Source organism: Streptomyces sp. iso_384, from assembly GCF_056172905.1.
The window spans coordinates 5,395,757-5,415,217 of the sequence record NZ_JBWBTT010000001.1; the positions used below are offsets into that span (position 1 = coordinate 5,395,757).

Consider the following 19,461-nt stretch of genomic DNA (forward strand, 5'->3'; position numbering starts at 1 on the left):
CCTTTGCGTCCGCCGGTACGGTGCCGGTGTGGCGGAAGGAGACGAGCGATGCTGGACGTGCGCGCGAGAGCACTGCTGAGCGGCCCCCTGGACCGGGCCGCCGCCTTGCTGGACCGCCCGGCCGTCACGCCCGATCGTCTGACTGCGCTCGGCCTGCTGACAGGTCTTGCTTCGGCCGGCTCCGCTGCGGCCGGCTGGTGGCCGGCCGCCGCCGCGCTGTGGCTGCTGTCCCGGCTCGCCGACGGTCTGGACGGTCCGCTGGCCCGTCGCCGCGGCACGGCGGACCGCAGTGGAGCGGGGGGATTCCTCGACATCTGTGCCGACTTCCTGGTCTACGGAGCGTTCGTCGTCGGTGTCGCCGTCGGTGTGGGCGGTCCGGCACTGCCGTTCTTGCTCGTCCTGCTCGCCTACTACGTCAACGGCACGGCCTTCCTGGCCTTCTCCTCCATCGCCGAGCGCACCGGGCGTCGCGACGACCGCCTGTCCCGAGGCCGGTCGCTGAACTTCCTGGGCGGCCTGGCCGAAGGCGGCGAGACCATCGCCGTGCACACCCTGTGGTGTCTGCTGCCCGGCTTCGCCCACACCATCGCCTGGGTGTGGGCCGCGGTGGTCGCTGTCACCGCGGCCCACCGAGTGGTCACCGGCTATCGGCAGCTGCGCTGACCCCCGTGCCGCGGGAGCGGATGAGCCGTGCGGCCCACCAGCCGCCCGCGCTCAGCGCGAGCAGGGCGGCCAGCGCGATCCACAGCCCGGGAGAGCCGGGGTCACCCAAGGATCCGCCGAGCCCGGTGTAGACGATGGTGCCCGGGATGATTCCCAGGGCTGTGGCCGCGACGTAGGAGGAGAAGCGGACACCGGCCACCCCTGCCCCGTAGTTGATCACGGAGAAGGGAAACAGCGGCACCAGCCGCACCAGCAGGACGGCTACGAACCCGCGGCGTGTCAGGTAGTCGTCCAGCCGGGCCAGCCGCCCCGAACCGGCGTAGCGGGCCACCACCGGACGCCCCAGCCAACGAGCCAGGCCGAACGAAAGGGCCGCACCCGCAGTCGCCCCCACGAGCACCGCACCGGCCCCCACCGCAAGTCCGAACAGCGCGCCGGCGGAGGCGGTGAGCACAGAGCCTGGCAGCAGAGCCGTCACGGCCAGGGCGTAGACGACCGCGAAGACGACCGGCCCCCACACTCCGAGCGAATCGACCCACTGGCGCACGTCGCGCAACAGGTCCCCGCCGCCCAGCGCCACCCAGGAGCCGAGTACCACCAGCAGGACCACGAGGAAGGACAGCCGTACCCACGGCGCGCGCGCCGCCCCCCGCGCCGTATCGTCCAAGGCCATGTCGGACGGAGAAGGGCTTGTTGCTGACGAGGGGGCTGCCGGGCGGTTCATAGCGGCTCCTGTGACGGTCGTTCAGTGGGAAGGTCGGCCACCACACGGCGCAGCGGCAGCTCCAGGCATCGTCCCGAGTCCGCCCAACGCGCCAGGGAACGCTTGGCGGCCCGGGCGCGGTCCTGTGTCAGGCCGGGCAGGTACAGGGCGTCCGCCAGCAGTGCGGCGGAGTCGGCGGAGCCGATCGCCAGAGTGAAGACCCGCCGCTCATCGGCGCGAACGCGGAAGCCGGTCGCGCGCAGTAGGGCGGCCAGCCCGTCGCGGGCCTGCGGGTTGGGCCAGGGTTGGCGCACGGCTCTCAAGGCCGCCATCACCCGGACCCAGCCGAGCATGCCGGACGGGGAGAGCCCGGACTGTGAGGGCACCAGCGCCGCGAGCGTCCCGCCGGGCCGGAGCACGCGCCGGATCTCCCCCAGTGCCTGTGGCAGAGGCGTGACCACTGGCAGACACATCGCCGCGCAGACCGCCCCGACGCTCGCGGAGGCCGCTGGGATCGCATCCGCGGCGGCCCGCACCAGCGGTCCGCGGCCCCGGCGAGCCGCTTCGGCGAGTTCCGCCGCCGACAGGTCGATCCCGGTCCAGTCGGCGTCCGGCAGCTCTGCCCGGGTGGGTGCCGAACCACAGGCGAGGTCGAGGACCACGCCCTCGGTACCCCGGAGCGGTTCGGCCAGCCAGGCGTAAGGGGAGACGTCGGACAGGGAGAACAGCTGCTCCGTGATACTGGGGTGCGCTTGGTGGTACGCCGTGATGAAGCGCCGCCAGTCCGGTTCGTCCATCCGGCCTCGCCCCTCTTCCGAACCATGGGTGCAGGTCGCCCCGCCGTACTCGCCCCCGGGAACCCTGCCGAGCCTGTCCCGCATTCCGTTTCGGACACGTCGGACACGCCGGAAGCGGACGGATAACGCGGGACTGCCACCATGACGATGATCGTGGGGCAGGGAGAGGGAAGGTCCCGGCTGTGTCACCGGGTTCCCCTCACACCCCACAACCGCGTGCCGGCCGCCCCACGACGGCGCACCGACAGGAGAGCCCGAACCATGAACAGGTACGACCTGGTGGTCATCGGCGGCGGAAGCGCCGGCCTGACCGCAGCCCGCACCGCCGGGCGCTTCGGCGCCCGCACGCTGCTCGTCGAGCGCGACCGGCTGGGCGGCGACTGCCTGTGGACGGGGTGCGTACCTAGCAAGGCGCTCCTCCACGTGGCCGCCGACGTCCAGGCGGCCCGCCGTGCCACCGCCTACGGGCTCCCTCAAGTGGCCGGCCCGGCCGACCTCGCGGCGGCCATGGGAGCGGTGCGGCGGGCGATCGGCGCCATCGAACCGCACGACTCGGCCGAGGCGCTCGCCCCGTACGGAGTCGACGTCACCCACGGCACGGCGTCCTTCACCGGTCCGGGCACCCTGACCGCGGGCGAGCGGGTGGTCTCCTTCCGGTACGCGCTGATCGCCACGGGCTCCTCGCCGGCCCTGGCGCTGGTGCCCGGCCTGGCCGAGGCCAAGCCGTTGACCAGCGACACCGTCTGGGAGCTCGCCGAACTCCCCCGCCGTCTCGTGGTACTCGGCGGCGGGCCCATCGGCTGCGAGCTGGGCCAGGCGTTCGCCCGACTCGGCTCGCAGGTCACACTCGTGGAGGCGATGGACCGCCTGGTGCCCCGCGAGGAACCCCGGGCCTCCCAGAGGCTGCGCGAACGGCTCCAGTCCGAGGGCGTCACCGTGCTGACCGGCTACCGCGCCGAGCGAGTCTGCACCGACGCCGTCCACGGACCTGGTGGTCCTCTGCCGTACGACTCGCTTCTGGCCGTCACGGGCCGCCACGCCGACACCGTGGGGCTCGGCCTGGAGGCTGCCGGTGTGGAGCTGACCGAGACCGGTCACGTTCGGACCGACGCCCGGCTGCGCACCGCCAACCACCGCATCTACGCCGCCGGAGATGTCACCGGCCGCTCGGCCTTCACCCACCTGGGCGGCACACAGGGCGGAGCGGCCGCCGTCGACGCTCTGCTGGGCGTGCGCCGCCCCATCGACTACCGGGCGGTGCCCCGGGTGACGTACACCGATCCCGAGATCGCCGGCGTCGGCCTCACCTCCGACGAGGCACACGCGAAGTACGGCGACAGCGCACGCATCCACACCCTGGAGAACGACCGGGTCGACCGGGCGGTCGCCGACGGCCGCACCGAGGGCTTCACCACCCTGGTCCTGGGCCCGCGCGGAAGAATCGTCGGGGCCACGGTCGTGTCACCGAGGGCCGGAGAGACCATCGCCCATCTCGCGGCGGCGGTACGCCTGGGCTGGACACCCTCCGACTACGCCCGCACCGTGCACCCCTACCCCACCTACGCCGACGGGCCCTGGCACACGGCGCTGGCCGACGTCTACGCCCGTCTCGCCCGCGGCAGCGGCCTCACCGGCTCGTTGCTGAAGGTCCGCAGAGGGGTGGTCCGTTGATCCTCCAGTTCGTCTTCCTCGAACACCGCGGCGGTTCCGGCGTGTGCTCCGCCGCCCTGTCGCAGAGGCCGCCGTGCGCCTGGCTGCTGCGGTGTGAACTGTTCAACCCTCCGGCGCCCTCAGCCACGGTCACCGCAGCCCGGACCGGACGGGGGAGCCAGTGATGCGGATCTTCAGGGCACTGCGGTTCCTCGAACGCACCACCCGTCCCTACGACTCCGAGTTCGCGAAGGCGATGGAGCTCCGCTGGAAGGAGCTCCCCGACACCGCCCGGACCCCCGGCCAGATCCTCGGCCGGCACGGCGTCGGCTGCGAGGGCACCCACGGCGTCTTCCCCAAGTGCAACCTCAAGTGCACCCCCTGCTACCACTCCAGAGACGCCAACCAGGTCCGCGTCGACGGCCCCCACACCCACGAACAGATCACCGCCCAGATGCACCTGCTGCGCGAACTACGCGGCCCCCGCGCCCACACCCAGCTCATCGGCGGCGAGGTCAGCCTGCTCACCCCCGACGACCACGCCGCCGCCCTCGCCATCATGCGGGACCACGGCCGGGAACCGATGAGCTTCACCCACGGCGACTTCGACGACGAATACCTCACCCGCCTCGCACTCGGCCCGGACGGCACACGGCGCTTCGACCGGCTGTCCTTCGCCGCGCACTTCGACAAGTTCATGTACGGCCGGCGCGGCATCGAACGCCCGCCGGACGAGGAGTCGTTGAACCCCTACCGCGCCCGGTTCGCCGCCATGTTCCGCCGCCTCCGGCGCGAGCACGGTGTGCGGTTCTTCCTCGCCCACAACATGACCGTCACCCCCGGCAACCTCGACGAGATCGCGGAGGTGATCCGCGACTGCCACGCCATGGGCTACGGCATGTTCTCCTTCCAGCCCGCCGCCTTCCTCGGCGACGACCGCCGCTGGAAGGAGAAATTCCGAGAGGCGACCCCGGACGCGGTATGGGCGGAGATCGAACGCGGCGCCGGAACCCGCCTGGACTACCGGGTCTTCGAAAACGGCGACGTGCGCTGCAACCGCACCGCCTACGGCTTCTACGTCGGCCACCGCTGGTATCCGTTCCTCGACGGCGACGACCCGCGCGACCTCGCCGTCCGCGACGCGTTCTTCCGCTACTTCGGGAAGATGACCTTCACCGGCACCCCGCCCGCCCTCCTCGCGGCCAGGATCGTGCGGGTGGCGGTCCGCCATCCGTCCACCGTGGTGACAGGGGGTCGCTGGCTGGGCCGTACCGCCCGCCGCGTCGGGCTGCTGCGGCTGGTCCGCCACCGGATGCGGGTCCACCCGGTCACCTTCGTCATGCACCAGTTCATGGACGCCGACGTCGTCGCCCCGGCCTGGGAGATGATGCAGCGCGGCGAACAGGCCGAAGAACCCCGTCTGCGCGAGACCCAGGAGCGGCTGGCCGCCTGCCACTACGCCATGGCCCACCCCGAGAACGGAACCCTCGTCCCCGCCTGCGTGCAGCACGCCGTCCTCGACCCTGCGGAGAACGCGGCGCTGCGCACCCTGCTGCCGATCGTCGAAGTGCGCACGACCGCGCGTCACACGCCCGACGCGCCGAAGGTGAAGTAACCGCGTGGCGACAGTGATCTGCGTAGCGCTCGGCGGGGCCGTGACCGGAACGCCGTTCCGGTCACGGCCCCGCGCTCAGGGGCGCTGGGATCGGTCAAGCGCCGCAGCAACCGCCAGCCGGTGCTTCGTCCACGGCTGCGTCAGCGGTCGGCGCACCGGCACCGAGCTGAACCAGGGCGGGTTCCGGCGTCACGCGGCAGACCACGGCGTCGAACTCTGCGGCGGCCGGGTCGTCGAAGAGTCCGGCCCGGCCACAGACCCCGGTTCGGGGACAGTGAGTTCGACGCGGTCGGCCGCGGCCTTCTCGCCGAGGGCCGACAGGCCGGTCAAGGAGTCGGACGTCTGCATCACCCTGGGCTGCGGCGACACACCTAACCCGTCTTCCCGGCAAGCGCCACCCGGACTGGGAGTTGGAGGATCCGGTGGGCCAAGGCGTCGCCTCGGTACGCCCGAACCGCGACGAGACCAAGGTCATCGTCGAGGGCCTGATCAACGAGATTGCGCCGGAGCCAGCGGCATGAGCGCGATACGCGACGTCGTCACGGCGAACTTGCGCTCGAAGGCATCGGTGACTGCCCGCCACACCTCGTGGTGTGGCGGGCAGCGCTCTTCCGGCCCTGTCAGGGGGCGCTGATCCCGACGTCGGCGGAGTTGAGCGGCTTGTGGACCACGGTGCCGGTGGACAGTTCGTCCGCCCCGACATCGGCCGTTCCTCTGCGTGACTGACCGTCCATGTCCTCGGTGAGGAAACCGTAGTTGCCCGACGAGGCGTTCACAGCGGGGCTGCCGGTGCCGAGGCGGTACACCTCACCCTGCTTGGCCAGGAGCGGGTTCACGGTCCGGACGCCGGTGGTGATCCCGATGGCGGCGGAACCGGTGGGCCAGCCGATGTTGCCCGCATACGTCATGTTCTTGGGCGTCTTCAGCTCGTTGAAGAGCTTGCCGGAAGAACCGACGACGATGTTGTCGGCGACCAGGCTGTCGACCGGGGCGAGACTGTAGTTGGCGCCGATCTCGATGTTCGAGACGTTGTTGACGAAGGTGTTGTGCACTGCCGTGGCCCGGTACACCCGCCAGTGCGAGGAGAGTGCGCCCGAGGTGTCCACGTCTCCGCCGTCAAGTTGCAGCGCCGCGTCGTAGCCGCTGCCGGTCAGTCCTTCGAAGTGGTTGTTGTAGATCTTGTGGTCCTGGCCGTAGACCCGGACGCCACCGGTACCGGTCTTGCCGCCCCCGAAGAAGAAGTTGCCGTGGACCTGACTGCGGTTGCCGTGGCGCAGGGACACCGAACCCTGTGACGTCCGGAAGGTGTTGTACCGGACGGTGTTCGCGTTGCTCTTCACGGAGACGATCTCTGGGTCGCCGTCGCAGTTCTCGAAGAGGTTGTTCTCGACCGTGGTGAACCCGTCCGACTTGGAGATCGCACTCCAGCCGACCCGGATCGCCTCCATCTCGTTGGTGGCGCGCGGACCGATGTTGCGGAAGTGGTTGTAGTCGATCTGGTCGTACTGCGACTGCTGGGTCGAAGACCCGTCGATGGTGATGAAGTTGCCGAGCTGGTGCTTCTCCTCGAACAGGTTGTGATCGATCCGGTTGCGGTGGCTGCCGGCTCCCTGGATGATGATCCACTTCAACGAGCTCGACTCGGTGAGCCGGAAGTGGTTGCGAGTTAACCGGATGTGGTGCGAACTGCTGATCTTCAACGTGTTGCGGTTCGTCCACTTCAGCCCGGAGAACGTCACGTACGACGAGCTGAGAACCTCGAGCTGCCCTCCGGTGATGATCGCCTTGCCCTGTTGGGCGGCCATGATCGTGATGGGTGCGCTGGAGGTGCCGTTCTTGGCGTTGAGCTTGCCGATCGAGTAGGAGCCGTTGGCGAGGACGATCGTCTGGCCGGCCACGGCGTTGGCCATCGCGGTGGTCAACTGCGTCGACGACGAGACGTTGACGATGGTGGCGTTGGCCTGTGGGGTCGAGTTCCCGCTGGGGGTGCGCGACGACGTATCGCCGGTGGAGGCGAGAGCGGGTGCTGCGGTGGTGAGGGCCGCGATCGTGATGGCCGCGACGGTGATCGCGGCGTAGGTGCTGAGCCTTGGTCTGTTCATGTCGCTTCTCCGCACGGTAGAGATGGGCATGCGATGTCGAGCAACCCAGCGCTGGACAAGAAGGCCGTCCCGGTGCTGATGGGACGGCCTGCGGTGCTTGCGCGTCAGGGCTGTGGTCACGCCGGCCGGCGGAGGCCGGGTGACAAGGAGATGGCAGTCGATGACCCGTATCGGTGATGTGCGAATGCGCGGCGCAGACCGTGGGCCACGGTGTCTCTCACACCGCGCACGCCAGTGGCATACGGGGCGGAGATCCGCGCCGCTCGTTGTACCGTGCTGCGAGGTGCCGGGCCTCCCACTCCGAGGCCCGGCACCCCCTTGCGTCAGGAGTGGGTGACCTCCAGCTTGTAGATGCTCACCTGGCCGTAGTTGGAGCTGCTGCACGGGGAGGAGTTGTCGCAGTTGGCCTGGGTGTACGCGCCGGCCTTGAAGTAGTTGCCGGAGGCCGTGTGCGCGATGGTCGTCTGGAGGACGCCGTTGTAGTACACCTTGATCTGGCCGCCGCTGACGACGAACTTGCCCTCGAAGACCGTGTTCAGCTTGTAGTTGCTGGTCACGAGCTTGTGGTGGGTGGTGTCACCCTTGGTGATGTAGAGGCTGGTTCCTTCGAGGCGGAAGACCGTGACGTCGTCGTCGCCGTCGTGGATCTGCGCGCCGACGACGTGCGGCTTGGTGCTCGGGAGCTTGTTGAAGGCTTCCCGGAAGGTGAGGGTGTGGGTGCCCGAGGTCGCCGACCAGGAGGCGTTCTTCGTGCCGTTGCTCGTCATCTCGCGCAGTTCGGAGCGCGCGTAGCTGGAGCCGGAGGTGGTCACGCCGTTGACCGGGGAGCGGAACTGCACTCCCGTGCACGCGGCGTTCACCATGAACCACGGGTTCGAGGAGTAGGTGGCGAGTGCGGGCTGCTTGATCTCGGTCGGCGAGCCGGAGGACCCGGTCGGCAGGGTCTCCTTCCAGTTGGTGAGGTTGAGCTTCTGGGCCGGGTAGTCGCAGGGGGCGGCCGCGGCCGCGGTGCCGGAGGCGACGACGGGCGCGGTCAGTGCCGCGAGGGCGGACAGTGCGGCCACGCCGGCCGTGGTGAGCGTGCGCTTGCGAGTGAGACGCATGTCAGCTGTTTCCTTACGGTTGGTTGTGTCGGGTGCCGTGTGTGGTGCGGTCAGCAGGGGCGCGACGGGGCGTGCTCGTTCCCGTACGTTCCTGTCGCGTCGCCGCCGGTGTTGCCTGCCAGGGTGTTTCCGCACACCTGGCCCTGCGGGGTGGCTTCGAACTTGATGCCCCCCGCAGCGTTGGAGAGGAGGGCATTGCCGTAGATGTGGTTACGGGTGCCGTCCGTGGGGGTGTCTCCGCCGACGCGGACCCCGGCGCCGACGTTGTCGTGGCTGCGGTTGGCCCGGAAGGTGTTGCCGCTGCCGCGTGCGTCGAGACCGGCCGACTTGGGGTCCTTCTGACCGGTGCAGTCGTTGCGTTCCACGAGATTCGCGGTGGAGTTCTCCTTGATGTCCACGCACTCGTTGCCCTGCGTGTTGATCCGGTTGTGGTGGATCCAGTTGTCACGGCTGACGTCCGGCCGGTCGTCGGGCGCACCGTTCATGCCCTGCTGCTCGGGCGCCGTCCCCAGGTAGATGCCCTCGCCGACCTTGCCGCCGTCGTCGAAGCGGAAGTCCCACACCCCGCAGCCGGTGATCCGGTTGTGGGCGACCTCGGCACCGGTGATCAGGTAGCGCAGCCGCACGCACTCCTCCCCCGCGTTGCGGAGGTTCATACGGGTGATGCGCAGACCGCCCACCCCGTCACCAGCAGTCGTGCTCATGACATATATGAGCTTCTTGCGGTAGCCGGACTTCTGCGTGGGGTCGCCGATGAGCCCGTCGACGGTGAAGCCGGTGAGGCGGACGTCGTCGTGCTGGATCTCGGCGACCGCGCGGCCGATACCGGAGCCCTGGACGACGGCGGACGGGGGGCCGGTGACGGTGACGCCGGGACTCCGGCTGACGAAGTCCTGGAGGTAGCGGCCAGGGGCCAGATGGACCGTTGATCCCTGCCCGGCCGCGTCCAGTGCCCGCTGGATGCCGGCGAAGGGCGAGCTGCGCGTACCGGTGTTCGTGTCGCTGCCGTGCGGAGAGACGTAGTAGTCGTGGACGCTCCTGGGCACGCCCGCGGATGCGGCGGGCGCCGCCGCCAGTAGGGCACCTAATGCGGCTGAAGCGGCGATGCAGCGGGTGAGTCTCATACCGGTCTCCTCGTATCCGTGGGTGTGAGCAGGGAGAGGGCCAGGAGCAGGGGAAGGGTAGGGCCGAGCAGCAGGGGTCCCAGAGGGATCGGCAGCACGGCGAGCGGGGCGAGTACGAGGACGAGCAGCAGGGCGACGGTTCGCCGTGGCGAACCGAAGGCCAGGACGGCCGCCCTGCGGCGCGGGTCTGCGTCGGCGCCGACCGCGCAGACGGCGGCCAGCGACAGGGCGTACACCGCCGACACGGCCATCAGTCCCACCTGGACGGGAAGCAGCACCAGGCCCGTCGCGCTTCCCGTGTCCAGGAGGAAGAGGCAGTTCAGGGTGAGGACGGCGAGCACGGCGGTGGCGACGAGGCTCTCTCTCCACAAGGCGCCCCAGAGCCGTGGGAAGGCACGCAGCGTTCCGGTGAAGGGACGTCCGGCCCCTTCACCACGCCAGTCCTGCAGCGCGCTTCCCGCGGCGGCCAGCGCCGGGAGCCAGGTGACGACTCCCAGGGCCAGCAGACAGAACGCGGCGCCTGCCAGCGCCGGCTGTGCGACGAACTCCATCGCCCGCAGTGCACCGCGTTCCCAGCCCTTCATGGCGTACTCCCGGTTCTCGGTCGGTCAGATGCTCAGAAGGCCCGTGAAGGGCTGATCGGCCCGCAGTCTGTTGCTGCCGTCGAACTCGATGCTGCGCGCCCGTACGGCCGCGATGTGCGTACCGGAGAGGAGAACCGCCGCCGCGTCGGCGCGTACGCGCTCTGTCTCGATGACCCCTGTGCTCGGCGCGAGGAGGACGAGTTCGCTCTCGGCGCCCTCGCCTACGGACACCGCGTGTCCCTGGTCCGAGGGCAGGAGAACGGCAGGTCCGGGCTGCGGGTCGAGCGACCCGGTGCTGTCGAGGACGGTCAGGAACGTGGCCGTTCGGCTCCTGGTGGTGGTGAGCCGCAGGGTGTGCATCGTCTTGCTGACCTTGAGGCTCGGGGTGCTGGACGTGGGGTTCGCCTCCACCTCGGTGCGCTCCTGAGCCGCCGCGGCGTCCGTGGGCAGGAGCCGGGTGAGCCGTGCGCTTCCGGGCCCCGACTCCAGCCGCCAGCCGTCCGGGTCCAGCTGGGTGGTGGGCCAGTCGGTGTGCAGCAGGTAGGCCCACTCGCGAGGGGAGTCGGCCTCGAGCTCGTCGAGGATGACGACACGCCCGCGCGGAGTCACGACCAGCGTACGGTCGAGGGTTCGCACTCCCAGCCGTTCGGAGAACATCGCCGCGGACTCCGACGTGGCATGGGCGAACCCGCCCTCCGCGAGCACGTCCCGTACGCTCGCCCGGCGCTCGTACGGTATGCCCTCGTACACGTGGTAGCGGCCCTCGTCCGCCCACCCCTGGCCGTCGACCAGGATCAGGTTGTGGTGCCCGGCGCGCTTCTGGTTGCTGTACCCCTCGTCCACCGCGAGGAAGGCGCCGTGCGAGTGCAGGACGAAGGCGCCGGCGTCCGGGTGGTGGTGGCCCGCGCTCATGGCGTCCCAGCCGCCGGCGGCCTTCAGCCTGTGTCCCTCCTCCCAGGCACGGTGGCCGCCGCCGGGCGCGGCCTTGAAACTGACGCAGGTGGCGGCGTTGTCCCAGCCCGTGCGCGCCGTGATCTGCCCGAGGTCCGGGAAGTACGTGGTGAGGGGCTCCCGGTCGGGAGCGACGGGCACGACCTCCGGGTCGTACCAGAGCAGTTCGAGGAAGGCTTCGGGCATGACACCGGGGCGCACACCCGACTCGTACGCCTCACGCCAGAAGTGGCGCTCGGCGACCAGGTCGCCCAGCCACTGCGCCGTACTGTCCCGGTAGGCGGAGGCCAGGCGGTAGTAGAGGGCGACGCTGTGGCCGCTGCGCCGGTCATGGCAGTCGCCGTGGTCGATGTTCTCCTCGAAGCCCGGCGCGCTCTGGTGCAGGCGCCAGTGCGTGGTGTTGCGCAGGAAGCCGCCCGCCGACCAGAGATCGGCCCCCTCCTGCTGCTGCACGAGGTCGGTGTGGATGGCGAGCCAGGGCACGCCGTACCGCCAGTAGACGACCCCTTCGGAGTCCGAACCGTCCTCGGGAAGCATCCCCAGGACCGTCTCAAGATTCGCCCGGGCCGCCTTGGTCCACTCGGAACGTCCCAGTGCGTAGCCCGCGGTGGCGATACCGGTCCAGCAGATCCAGTTGTGGTTCTGCCAGTAGGCGCTCGACCACCAACTGCCGGTGGTCTCCACGGCGTACGAGTGGAGCCGCTCTCCCTGGAGTTCCAGTTTGGCCCGCAGGATCTCCCGCCGTTCCGGCTCCAGGTCCTCACCCAGCCACGAGTAGGCGAGCGAGAGACCGTGCAGCAGCCATCCCGCGTCCAGGTCGTGGTCCGGCATATGGGCTCGCCCCCAGTGGGGGAAGGCGACGCAGGTCGAGATCCAGCGCCATGCCTCCTCCAGATATCCTCGCTGCCCGGTGAGACGGTAGGCGAGTGCGAGGTTGGCGGCGGCGGGCCCGAAGTAGGTGATGCTCGCCTCGGGGTGCTCCGTCGGCGGCGACTGCCTGCGGTACCAGTCGCACTGCTCGTACAGCCGTCGCCACTGGGCGGCACGCGTACCGTTCAGCTCGCTTCGGAGCAACTCGAGCCGGCCTTCGAGGAGCAGCATGTGCGGACTCACCTTCCGATGGAGTGGGTGGCGACGGTTCCGTCGGCCAGATCGATGTGAACGGTTCGCTCGGACAGGCTCACCCGGCGGACGGGTGGCGTCGCTTCTACGGACTGGTAGACGGAGACGAACACCGCACTTCTGCCGGTCGTGGACCAGTCGACGCCCCGGCATGAACGCGCCGGGTCGTCGGCGGGGCCAGGGTGGGCGACGACGGTGAAGTCGGCCGGTGTACGCGACACGTGCTGGCCGGTCATGACGGCGCTCCCGCTGTCGCCCCAGACGGTGCGGGCACGATCAGGGCCTTGAGCCACGACGTCGAGATCCGTTCCAGGCCGCAACTGGGCCGTGAGCCGGCGCTCGGTGTCGGCTTCAAGGACGAGGATGTCGAGGAGGTACCGGGGGTCCGTGACGACCCGCCGACTGGCGGCCACACCTTCGTAGGCCCCGGTGCATCTCCCGGTGTCGCCGTCGAGAACGGCATCGCAGGGGGCCTGCTCCGAGTCGTCGACACAGAACGTCGGGTGGGCCTTCGTGCCGGCGTAGTACGTCCGATAGCTCCGGTGGGCGTAGGGGACCTGGCCCGGATCCGGCTGCCAGGCGGTGCCGTCGTCGGCGTAGAGGTAGAGGGCCAGTTTGTCCAGATGCCCGTGCCCTCCACCGTGCGGTCCGGAGTCCAGCAGCGCGTGGACTCCGGCCGTACGGAACACTGCGTATCCCGCGTCCGGGAAGGTCCGCCGGACGGTCAGGGCGGACAGCGAAGGAACGGTGAACCATCCCGCGAGGTCCGCGGGTAGCTCGGTTGCGGTGTCTTTGTCCGCGGCGCCCGCCACCGCGGACAGCGGGGCGCCGGCGAACAACTGATCTGCCAGTGTCGCTACTTCGCGTATCTCGGCGGACTGCGCTTCGCGCCGGTACGGGCCGTCGTGCAGGGCCGGAAGAGTACCGGCGGGAGTCGCGATGCCGGCCAGGGCCGTGATCATCGCGCCCAGCACTCCGGCAATATCCCGCGGCAGCTGTTCGGGACTGCTGCCCCGCAGGGCGAGCAGATAGGCGTGCAGGACGAAGAGGTGGTAGTAGGTACTGCCCTCCCACTCCCAACCGTCCTCGTGCACCGCCGTGCGCATGTGCTTGAACAGGCCGTAGTGGCTTGCCAGTTTCACGGTGTCGGGTTCGACACCCTCGACGGCGAGTGCGGCCGACCGGCAGCAGGTCTCCGCAGCGGCGAGCCATGCCGTGTAGTTGGAACGGCTCTCCCCCTTGTGCCGCAACTCCGCGCGGGCCTCGCCAGCGCAGTCCCCGAGCGACCGGAGGAAGGGCAGCAGGGCACCGAGTTCGGCGCGCATCCCCCGGTGCTCGGCGAGCGTGCGCACTGCATGGGAGACGGCCACCGCCCAGATGGCTTCGGTGAGGGCTTGGTGGAAGAGCCTGCCGTGCAGCATCCATCCGGCTGCCCCCGGGTGGGTGCTGGGAAGACCGGCGTACAGCTCCGCGTACTCCAGAAGCAGCCGCAGGGCCTCGGAGCGCTCGGCTGGCCCGCCGCAGGCGAGATGCCGCAGGCGCTGGGCGGCGGCTTGATGGGCCAGCACGGTCCGCGCACCGCGCACCGCCTCGCTGTCCACCCGACAGCCGTACCGGCATGCGGCTCCGGTTCTCGGGAAGGGATCACCGAGCAGATCGCCGTGGTCGAGCTCGACACCATGGGCCGGGCACACGTAGGCGTGCCACCAGCCGCCCCTCTCGCGTGTGATGGTCAGCGCGGCCATACGCCACCACCGATGTCGAGGGTCGCTGCGGTGATGTAGCCGGCCTCGTGCGAGGCGAGGTAGACGGCCGCACCCGCGACGTCCTCCACGGTGCCACCACGGCCGATGGGAAGTTTCTCGACAATGCCTTGCTGAGCCTCGGAGGAGGTGAACGTGTTGTGGAAGCTGGTCCCGCCGATGTACCCGGGGGCGAGCGCGTTGACGGTGACGCCGGTGCCTCCGACCTCCTTGGCCAGCCCCTTGGCAAAGCCGATCACTCCTGCCTTGGCCGCGGCATAGGCGGCAGCTCCGGGGCCGCCACCGTCGTGGGCCGCCTGGGAGGCCATCAGGATGAAGCGGCCCGCGGGGCCCGCCTCCTTCACATACGGCAGCGCCGCCCGGCACGTGCGGAAGACGGAGAAGAGATTGACATCGACCACGCTGCGGAAGTGCTCTTCGCTCATCTCTGCGACCGGAACCCGGCCTACCAGGTGCCCCGCATTGGCCACGACGATGTCGAGTCCGCCGAGAACGGCGACACTCTCGTCGACCAGTCGTGTGACCTCGCCGGGGTCGGTGACATCAGCGGCGAGACAGGCGGACTTGCGCCCCATCGCGATGATCTCGGCCACCACCGTCTCAGCGGCATCGGCGGAGTGTCCATGATGAACGATCACGTCCGCGCCCGCCCTTGCCAGCCCGAGCGCGACCGATGCGCCGATGCCGTGGCCTGCGCCGGTGACGAGCGCTCGGCGACCTGTGAGATCAAAAGACATGAGAATTCTCCATGGTTATGTAGAAAAGTAGGAAGAGGGGCTATTTGATGCCTGAGTTGGCAAATCCCTGGACGAAGTAACGCTGGGTGAAGAGGAACAGCACCACCATCGGAACGGTGGCCAGCGTCGTGCCCGCCATCAGATACGCCCAGGCGTTCTGGTCGGCCTGCTGGAAGGCGGACAGACCCACCTGGATGACGCGCAGATCGGTGTCGCTGGTAATGATCAACGGCCAGAGGAAGTTGTTCCAGCTGCTCTCGAAGGTGAGCAGTCCGACGGTGGCGATAGCCGGCTTGACCAGCGGCGTCATCACCCGTGCGTAGATTCCGAACTCACCCATGCCATCGATGCGGGCGGCCTCCTCCAGCTCACGCGGCAGGGAGAGGTAGAACTGGCGGAAGAGAAAGATGGCGAACGGCGTCAGCGCCCCAGGAACGATCAGACCCCACCAGGAGTCGAGCCAGCCGTGCCCGCCCCGCCCCAGATAGTCGTTCCCGCCGAAGAACGGAATGCCCTTGGCTATCAGGTACTGCGGAACGATCTTCGTATACGTCGGAATCATCATGGTGGCCAGCACCCCCATGAACACCACGGTCCTGCCTCGGAACGGCACGCGGGCCAGGGCGTACCCCGCCATGGACGCCAGAGCGAGATTGAGCGCCGTGTGTCCGAGCGAAATGAGCAGGCTGTTCTTGAAGTACGTGCCGAAGGGGGCGTATTCGAGCGCTTCGGAGTAGTTGCTCCAGTCCCATACCTGCGGCAGCAGGTTGGGCGGATAGGAGGCGAGGTCGGGATCCGTCTTCAGCGAGGTGATGACCATCCACAGGAAGGGGACGACCATCGCGAGCGATACCGTGACGAGCACCAGGTGCAGTGCCGTCCTCCGCAACCGACGGGCCAGCAAGGGACGATCCGCGAGCACAGTTCCGCGAGCCGTGTCCGTGTCCCTCCGAAGGAGCTTCTCAGCGGACATCGTCTTCCTTTCCGGTGAGACGCCGGCTGATCAGCATCAGCACCAGCAGGAACGCGAACAGCACCACGCTCTGGGCGCAGGCCGCGCCCATGTTGAACTCCTTGAACGCCGTTCGGTAGATCTCGTAGGTCATGACCGTGGTCGAGTTGCCGGGCCCACCATCCGGTGTCAGCACGTAGAGCTGGTCGAACGCCTGGAAGGAGTCGATGATCGACACCACCAGGACGAAGAACGTCGCCGGTTTCAGCAGGGGTAGCGTGATGGAGAAGAACTGCCGGACCTGCGAGGCCCCGTCGATCCGGGCCGCTTCGTACACGTCCTCCGGCATCGCCTGCAGAGCGGCCAAGTAGATGAGCATCTTGATGCCGATGCCCTTCCAGATACTGACGACGATCACCGCGGTGAGCGCCCAGTCCGGGTCGGCGAGCCAGGCCGGCCCGTCGATGCCCACCCAGCCGAGCATGGTGTTGACCACACCGAGCCGTGGTTCGAACATCCACATCCACACGAGCGCGATGGCCACCGTCGCGGTGACGTGGGGCATGAAGACGGCGGTGCGATACCAGGCGGCTGCCCGCATCTTCACGCTGAGCAGGATGGCCAGGACCACCGCGATGGCCATGGCGACGGGCACGGTGAAGAAGGTGAAAACCACCGTGTGCCAGATGGAGGCGTTCCACGTCTCGTCGTTGAAGATCTCCTGGAAGTTGTCCAGGCCGTTGAACGTGACCGTGCCGGCAAGTATGTCGTAGTCGGTGAAGGCCAGGGCAAAGGTCGCGACCACGGGAATTCCGATCCACCAGACGAGGTGGATGACCGAGGGCGTAAGCAGAAGCACGGCCGCCCTGCGCCGGTCATGGCCGAACTTCTTCGTACGCGGCGGGCGACCGCTCCAGGGCGAGGACCCCGAGTGCTTGGTAGAACGATGCACTGGCGGCCCTTCCCTGCTCGTGTCTGCAGCCGGGCGGGTGGACGTCGGCATCACGCCCCCTTGGCGATGATCGCCTCGGCCTTTTCGGCAAGTCCGTGGAGGGCCTCGGCGGGAGTGGCCTTGCCGAGCAGCGCGCTCTCCAGCGCCGGCTTGAACTCCTCACGAATCTCGAGCCAGGTCGGCACCCCGCCCTCGGAGAAGGCGTGGTCGAGGTTGTCCACGGCGAAGGAGACGAGCTTGTTGCTCTTCACGTACGAGGAGTCGGCCGCGCTGAGGACAGCCGGGATGTTCCCCCGTTGCTCGGCCGCCTGGGGCGACACCTTCTCGCCGGACAGGAACTCCACCAGCTTCTTGGCCTGCTCGGGGTGGCTTGTTTTCGCCGACATGGTGGCCAGCGTGCCACCCTGGAAGAGCGCGGGACGCTGCTGGTTCAGCATGAACCCGGCGACCTTGTCCTCGGCGATCAGCTCGGGCGCGCTCTCGGAGATCTGGCGCCACATGTCGTTGTGGCCGATCATCATGGCCGACCGCCCCTGCACGAGGGGAGCGACGACGGCCCCCTTCTGGGTGAACCCGTAGTCCTCGATCTTGTCCGTACGGATGATGTCCACCATCCACTGGAGGGCGTCCACCGCTTCGTCGGAGTCGAGGACCGGTTTGCCGCCGTCGAACAGGTCGGCACCGTGGGCCCACATCACAGGAAGGTAGGTCTGGCGGAGGTCGTTGCTGAGGATGTCGACGCCGGCCCGCGTCAGCTTGCCGGACTTGCGGACCGTCAACTCCTTCGCGATCTCCTTCAGTTCAGTGAGGTCCTTGGGCGGGGCATCGATGCCCGCCTCGGCGAAGATGTCCTTGCGGTAGATGCCCATCCTGGTGTCGAGCAGGATGGGCCGGGCGTAGACCTTGCCGTCGTATACACCGGGCTGGGTCACGCGGGGGTTGTACAGCCGAGCCAGTTCATCCTCCGTCGTCTCCAGGTCGGCCAGAACCCCCTTCTCCGCGAAGGGTGGTATCCAGCCGACACCCATGAGCATGACGTCGTAGGGCTGGCCGCCCACGATCGAGGTGGTCAGCTTCTCGTTGAGCTTCCCGTACTCGGTGTAATCGACCTGGATGCTGACGCCGGGGTTGCCCTTCTTGAAGTCGGCGAGCAGGGACGTGAGGAGCTTCTGCCCGTCCGCGCGGTCGAAGATCGGCGTGAGCAGGCGGAGCGACGCACTGCCACCGCCCGACTTGCCGGGGGCAGCCCCGCCGCACGCGGTCAGTGCAGCTCCGGCGACCGTCGCGGCGCCCAGACCCAGCAGGCTTCGTCTGGACAGGGAAGAGGGATGTGAACGCATAACTGACTCCCGACAACAGAGCATGCACTGGGTGGGTGAGACTTGCGTTGATTGCGGTGCACCGATTTACTGGTGCATCGATGCATGAGACTAGGAACACCCATACTTGATGTCAACATCGTGGAAACAATGGGTTTTCAAGGAGAGCGGGGGCCAACTGTGGCCGGAACAACGATTTACCAGGTGGCGCAGGAGGCGGGGGTCTCACCCAGCACGGTGTCCAATTTGCTCAACGGCCGCACCGGCAAGATGCTCCCGGAGACCAGGGCACGGGTCGAGTCGGCGATCCGACGTCTGGGCTACCGCCCCAACCGGGCCGCCCAGCAGCTGCGTACCGGGCGGATCCAGATGCTCGGGCTCATCGTGCCGTCGGTCGCCAACCCGTTCTGGGGCACGTTCGCGCGTCACCTCGAAGCCGCCGCGCTGGCGGAAGGTTTCTACATGCTCCTGTGCAACAGTGAGCGTGACCGCGATCGTGAGCGCCACTACATCGAGGAACTCTGGGGCGACGGCATCGGTGGCGTGGTCCTGTGCTCCTCGCTCCCGTCACTCGACCACGTGAAGCCGACTGTCGAGGCAGGGCTCAGGCTGGTGGCCTTCGACCGCACCGCCCAACCCGGCGACCCGCACAGCGTGGTGAACATCGGGACGGACAACGTGCTCGGAATGCGCCTGGCCACAGAACATCTGCTGGGGCTCGGACACCGCAGGCTGGCCTTCGTATCAGGATCGATCGGCAGCATCAACCGGGCCGAACGCTACAGCGGGTTCCGACAGGCCATCGAGGCCGCCGGCCTGTCCCCGGAGGCCGGGATCGTGTGGTCGGGAGCGGACACCCTGGACTTCGACGACCGGGACACCGCTGAGCTGGGACGCTCAGCAGCGCGCGAGCTCCTCGCGGCCGCAAACCCCCCGACCGCCATCGTCGCCATCAACGACATGTGCGCCCTCGGCGTCATCGCGGGCGTGAGGGAGGCCGGCCTGACCGTGGGACGTGACATCTCGGTTGTGGGTTACGACGACATCATGCTCGCGAGCATGGCGATGCCCGGGCTCACCACCGTACGGCAGCCGGTGGAGGAGATGGCGTCCACCGCGTTCACCAGGGTGAGGCAGGGCATGGAGAACTCCGGTGACTCGGCAGGGCACTCCGTGCTCCATCGGCCCCGGCTCATTGTCCGTGACTCGACCGCGACGCCGGCTGCCTCCACCGTGAAGGCTCCCGTGAACCAGGGCGGAAGACTTTGAACGAGCACCTCTGAACCAGGAGCCCCGGGGGAACCGGCCGGGCGCGAAGCGGGCG

At 68.8% G+C, this 19,461-nt stretch carries 16 protein-coding genes and 2 pseudogenes; 5 read left to right on the forward strand and 13 right to left on the reverse strand.

What is annotated here, in order from left to right:
* Window positions 1–48 precede the first annotated feature (48 nt).
* Entirely contained in the window at window positions 49–663 is a 615-nt protein-coding gene (locus tag AC0VY3_RS24220) for a CDP-alcohol phosphatidyltransferase family protein (RefSeq protein ID WP_412083368.1), read from the forward strand.
* On the opposite strand, the gene AC0VY3_RS24225 is transcribed toward AC0VY3_RS24220, so the two are convergent.
* On the reverse strand, window positions 638–1,336 hold the full coding sequence (locus tag AC0VY3_RS24225) for a TVP38/TMEM64 family protein (RefSeq protein ID WP_412083369.1): 699 nt from the start codon (window positions 1,334–1,336) through the stop codon (window positions 638–640). The genes AC0VY3_RS24220 and AC0VY3_RS24225 overlap by 26 nt on opposite strands.
* Before the next feature lie 47 nt (window positions 1,337–1,383).
* A complete protein-coding gene (locus AC0VY3_RS24230) occupies window positions 1,384–2,163 on the reverse strand; it encodes a methyltransferase domain-containing protein (protein WP_475550579.1) in 780 nt (259 codons plus the stop codon).
* 261 nt (window positions 2,164–2,424) lie between these two features.
* Here AC0VY3_RS24230 and AC0VY3_RS24235 point away from each other — a divergent pair, with 261 nt between their 5' ends.
* Complete coding sequence (locus AC0VY3_RS24235; protein WP_475550580.1) at window positions 2,425–3,834, forward strand: dihydrolipoyl dehydrogenase family protein; 1,410 nt, start codon at window positions 2,425–2,427, stop codon at window positions 3,832–3,834.
* A gap of 163 nt (window positions 3,835–3,997) precedes the next feature.
* Complete coding sequence (locus AC0VY3_RS24240) at window positions 3,998–5,428, forward strand: radical SAM domain-containing protein (protein WP_475550581.1); 1,431 nt, start codon at window positions 3,998–4,000, stop codon at window positions 5,426–5,428.
* 94 nt (window positions 5,429–5,522) lie between these two features.
* On the opposite strand, the pseudogene AC0VY3_RS24245 reads toward AC0VY3_RS24240, so the two are convergent.
* Window positions 5,523–5,737, reverse strand: a pseudogene (locus AC0VY3_RS24245) (flavoprotein); the annotation flags it as partial.
* A 16-nt stretch (window positions 5,738–5,753) separates the two neighbouring features.
* Between AC0VY3_RS24245 and AC0VY3_RS24250 the strand changes: the two are divergent.
* Window positions 5,754–5,949 (forward strand): annotated as a pseudogene (locus AC0VY3_RS24250) (phosphotyrosine protein phosphatase); the annotation flags it as partial.
* A gap of 99 nt (window positions 5,950–6,048) precedes the next feature.
* On the opposite strand, the gene AC0VY3_RS24255 reads toward AC0VY3_RS24250, so the two are convergent.
* The 10 genes from AC0VY3_RS24255 to AC0VY3_RS24300 all read right to left on the reverse strand — a co-directional run bounded on the left by AC0VY3_RS24255 (window position 6,049) and on the right by AC0VY3_RS24300 (window position 18,158).
* Complete coding sequence (locus AC0VY3_RS24255) at window positions 6,049–7,530, reverse strand: polysaccharide lyase 6 family protein (RefSeq protein ID WP_475550582.1); 1,482 nt, start codon at window positions 7,528–7,530, stop codon at window positions 6,049–6,051.
* Window positions 7,531–7,853: 323 nt separating this feature from the next.
* Window positions 7,854–8,633, reverse strand: a complete 780-nt coding sequence (locus tag AC0VY3_RS24260; protein ID WP_103509374.1) for a polysaccharide lyase family 7 protein — start codon at window positions 8,631–8,633, stop codon at window positions 7,854–7,856.
* Between the two features lie 50 nt (window positions 8,634–8,683).
* Complete coding sequence (locus AC0VY3_RS24265) at window positions 8,684–9,679, reverse strand: DUF1565 domain-containing protein (protein ID WP_412082577.1); 996 nt, start codon at window positions 9,677–9,679, stop codon at window positions 8,684–8,686.
* A gap of 74 nt (window positions 9,680–9,753) precedes the next feature.
* Window positions 9,754–10,341, reverse strand: coding sequence for a YesL family protein (locus AC0VY3_RS24270; protein ID WP_412082578.1), 588 nt, complete (start codon window positions 10,339–10,341; stop codon window positions 9,754–9,756).
* A 24-nt stretch (window positions 10,342–10,365) separates the two neighbouring features.
* Window positions 10,366–12,393: a heparinase II/III family protein gene (locus AC0VY3_RS24275; RefSeq protein WP_475550583.1), complete on the reverse strand. Its 2,028-nt coding sequence runs from the start codon at window positions 12,391–12,393 to the stop codon at window positions 10,366–10,368.
* Between the two features lie 8 nt (window positions 12,394–12,401).
* The gene (locus AC0VY3_RS24280; RefSeq protein WP_412082580.1) at window positions 12,402–14,159 is read right to left on the reverse strand and encodes a heparinase II/III domain-containing protein; all 1,758 of its coding nucleotides are present in this window, start codon (window positions 14,157–14,159) and stop codon (window positions 12,402–12,404) included.
* Window positions 14,147–14,914 carry an SDR family NAD(P)-dependent oxidoreductase gene (locus AC0VY3_RS24285; RefSeq protein WP_475550584.1) on the reverse strand — a complete coding sequence of 256 codons (768 nt, stop codon included), beginning with the start codon at window positions 14,912–14,914 and terminating at the stop codon, window positions 14,147–14,149. Before AC0VY3_RS24285 ends, AC0VY3_RS24280 begins: the two co-directional genes overlap by 13 nt.
* Before the next feature lie 40 nt (window positions 14,915–14,954).
* Window positions 14,955–15,887, reverse strand: coding sequence for a carbohydrate ABC transporter permease (locus AC0VY3_RS24290; RefSeq protein ID WP_475550585.1), 933 nt, complete (start codon window positions 15,885–15,887; stop codon window positions 14,955–14,957).
* On the reverse strand, window positions 15,877–16,869 hold the full coding sequence (locus AC0VY3_RS24295) for a carbohydrate ABC transporter permease (RefSeq protein WP_103509368.1): 993 nt from the start codon (window positions 16,867–16,869) through the stop codon (window positions 15,877–15,879). The genes AC0VY3_RS24290 and AC0VY3_RS24295 overlap by 11 nt, the downstream gene beginning before the upstream one ends.
* Window positions 16,869–18,158 (reverse strand): ABC transporter substrate-binding protein, encoded by a 1,290-nt coding sequence (locus tag AC0VY3_RS24300; RefSeq protein WP_103509367.1) that lies wholly within the window; start codon window positions 18,156–18,158, stop codon window positions 16,869–16,871. Before AC0VY3_RS24300 ends, AC0VY3_RS24295 begins: the two co-directional genes overlap by 1 nt.
* 183 nt (window positions 18,159–18,341) lie before the next feature.
* On the opposite strand from AC0VY3_RS24300, the gene AC0VY3_RS24305 reads away from it, so the two are divergent.
* Window positions 18,342–19,406: a LacI family DNA-binding transcriptional regulator gene (locus AC0VY3_RS24305; protein ID WP_475550586.1), complete on the forward strand. Its 1,065-nt coding sequence runs from the start codon at window positions 18,342–18,344 to the stop codon at window positions 19,404–19,406.
* The last annotated feature ends 55 nt before the right edge of the window (window positions 19,407–19,461 follow it).

What these genes read in the sequence shown, in the direction of transcription:
- AC0VY3_RS24225 (WP_412083369.1), bottom strand. Translation starts at nt 1,336, where the DNA reads ATGGCCTTGGACGATACGGCGCGGGGGGCGGCGCGCGCGCCGTGGGTA.
- AC0VY3_RS24295 (WP_103509368.1), bottom strand. Translation starts at nt 16,869, where the DNA reads ATGCCGACGTCCACCCGCCCGGCTGCAGACACGAGCAGGGAAGGGCCG.
- AC0VY3_RS24285 (WP_475550584.1), bottom strand. Translation starts at nt 14,914, where the DNA reads ATGTCTTTTGATCTCACAGGTCGCCGAGCGCTCGTCACCGGCGCAGGC.
- AC0VY3_RS24280 (WP_412082580.1), bottom strand. Translation starts at nt 14,159, where the DNA reads ATGGCCGCGCTGACCATCACACGCGAGAGGGGCGGCTGGTGGCACGCC.
- AC0VY3_RS24270 (WP_412082578.1), bottom strand. Translation starts at nt 10,341, where the DNA reads ATGAAGGGCTGGGAACGCGGTGCACTGCGGGCGATGGAGTTCGTCGCA.
- AC0VY3_RS24260 (WP_103509374.1), bottom strand. Translation starts at nt 8,633, where the DNA reads ATGCGTCTCACTCGCAAGCGCACGCTCACCACGGCCGGCGTGGCCGCA.
- AC0VY3_RS24255 (WP_475550582.1), bottom strand. Translation starts at nt 7,530, where the DNA reads ATGAACAGACCAAGGCTCAGCACCTACGCCGCGATCACCGTCGCGGCC.
- AC0VY3_RS24220 (WP_412083368.1), top strand. Translation starts at nt 49, where the DNA reads ATGCTGGACGTGCGCGCGAGAGCACTGCTGAGCGGCCCCCTGGACCGG.
- AC0VY3_RS24290 (WP_475550585.1), bottom strand. Translation starts at nt 15,887, where the DNA reads ATGTCCGCTGAGAAGCTCCTTCGGAGGGACACGGACACGGCTCGCGGA.
- AC0VY3_RS24275 (WP_475550583.1), bottom strand. Translation starts at nt 12,393, where the DNA reads ATGCTGCTCCTCGAAGGCCGGCTCGAGTTGCTCCGAAGCGAGCTGAAC.
- AC0VY3_RS24300 (WP_103509367.1), bottom strand. Translation starts at nt 18,158, where the DNA reads ATGCGTTCACATCCCTCTTCCCTGTCCAGACGAAGCCTGCTGGGTCTG.
- AC0VY3_RS24240 (WP_475550581.1), top strand. Translation starts at nt 3,998, where the DNA reads ATGCGGATCTTCAGGGCACTGCGGTTCCTCGAACGCACCACCCGTCCC.
- AC0VY3_RS24235 (WP_475550580.1), top strand. Translation starts at nt 2,425, where the DNA reads ATGAACAGGTACGACCTGGTGGTCATCGGCGGCGGAAGCGCCGGCCTG.
- AC0VY3_RS24230 (WP_475550579.1), bottom strand. Translation starts at nt 2,163, where the DNA reads ATGGACGAACCGGACTGGCGGCGCTTCATCACGGCGTACCACCAAGCG.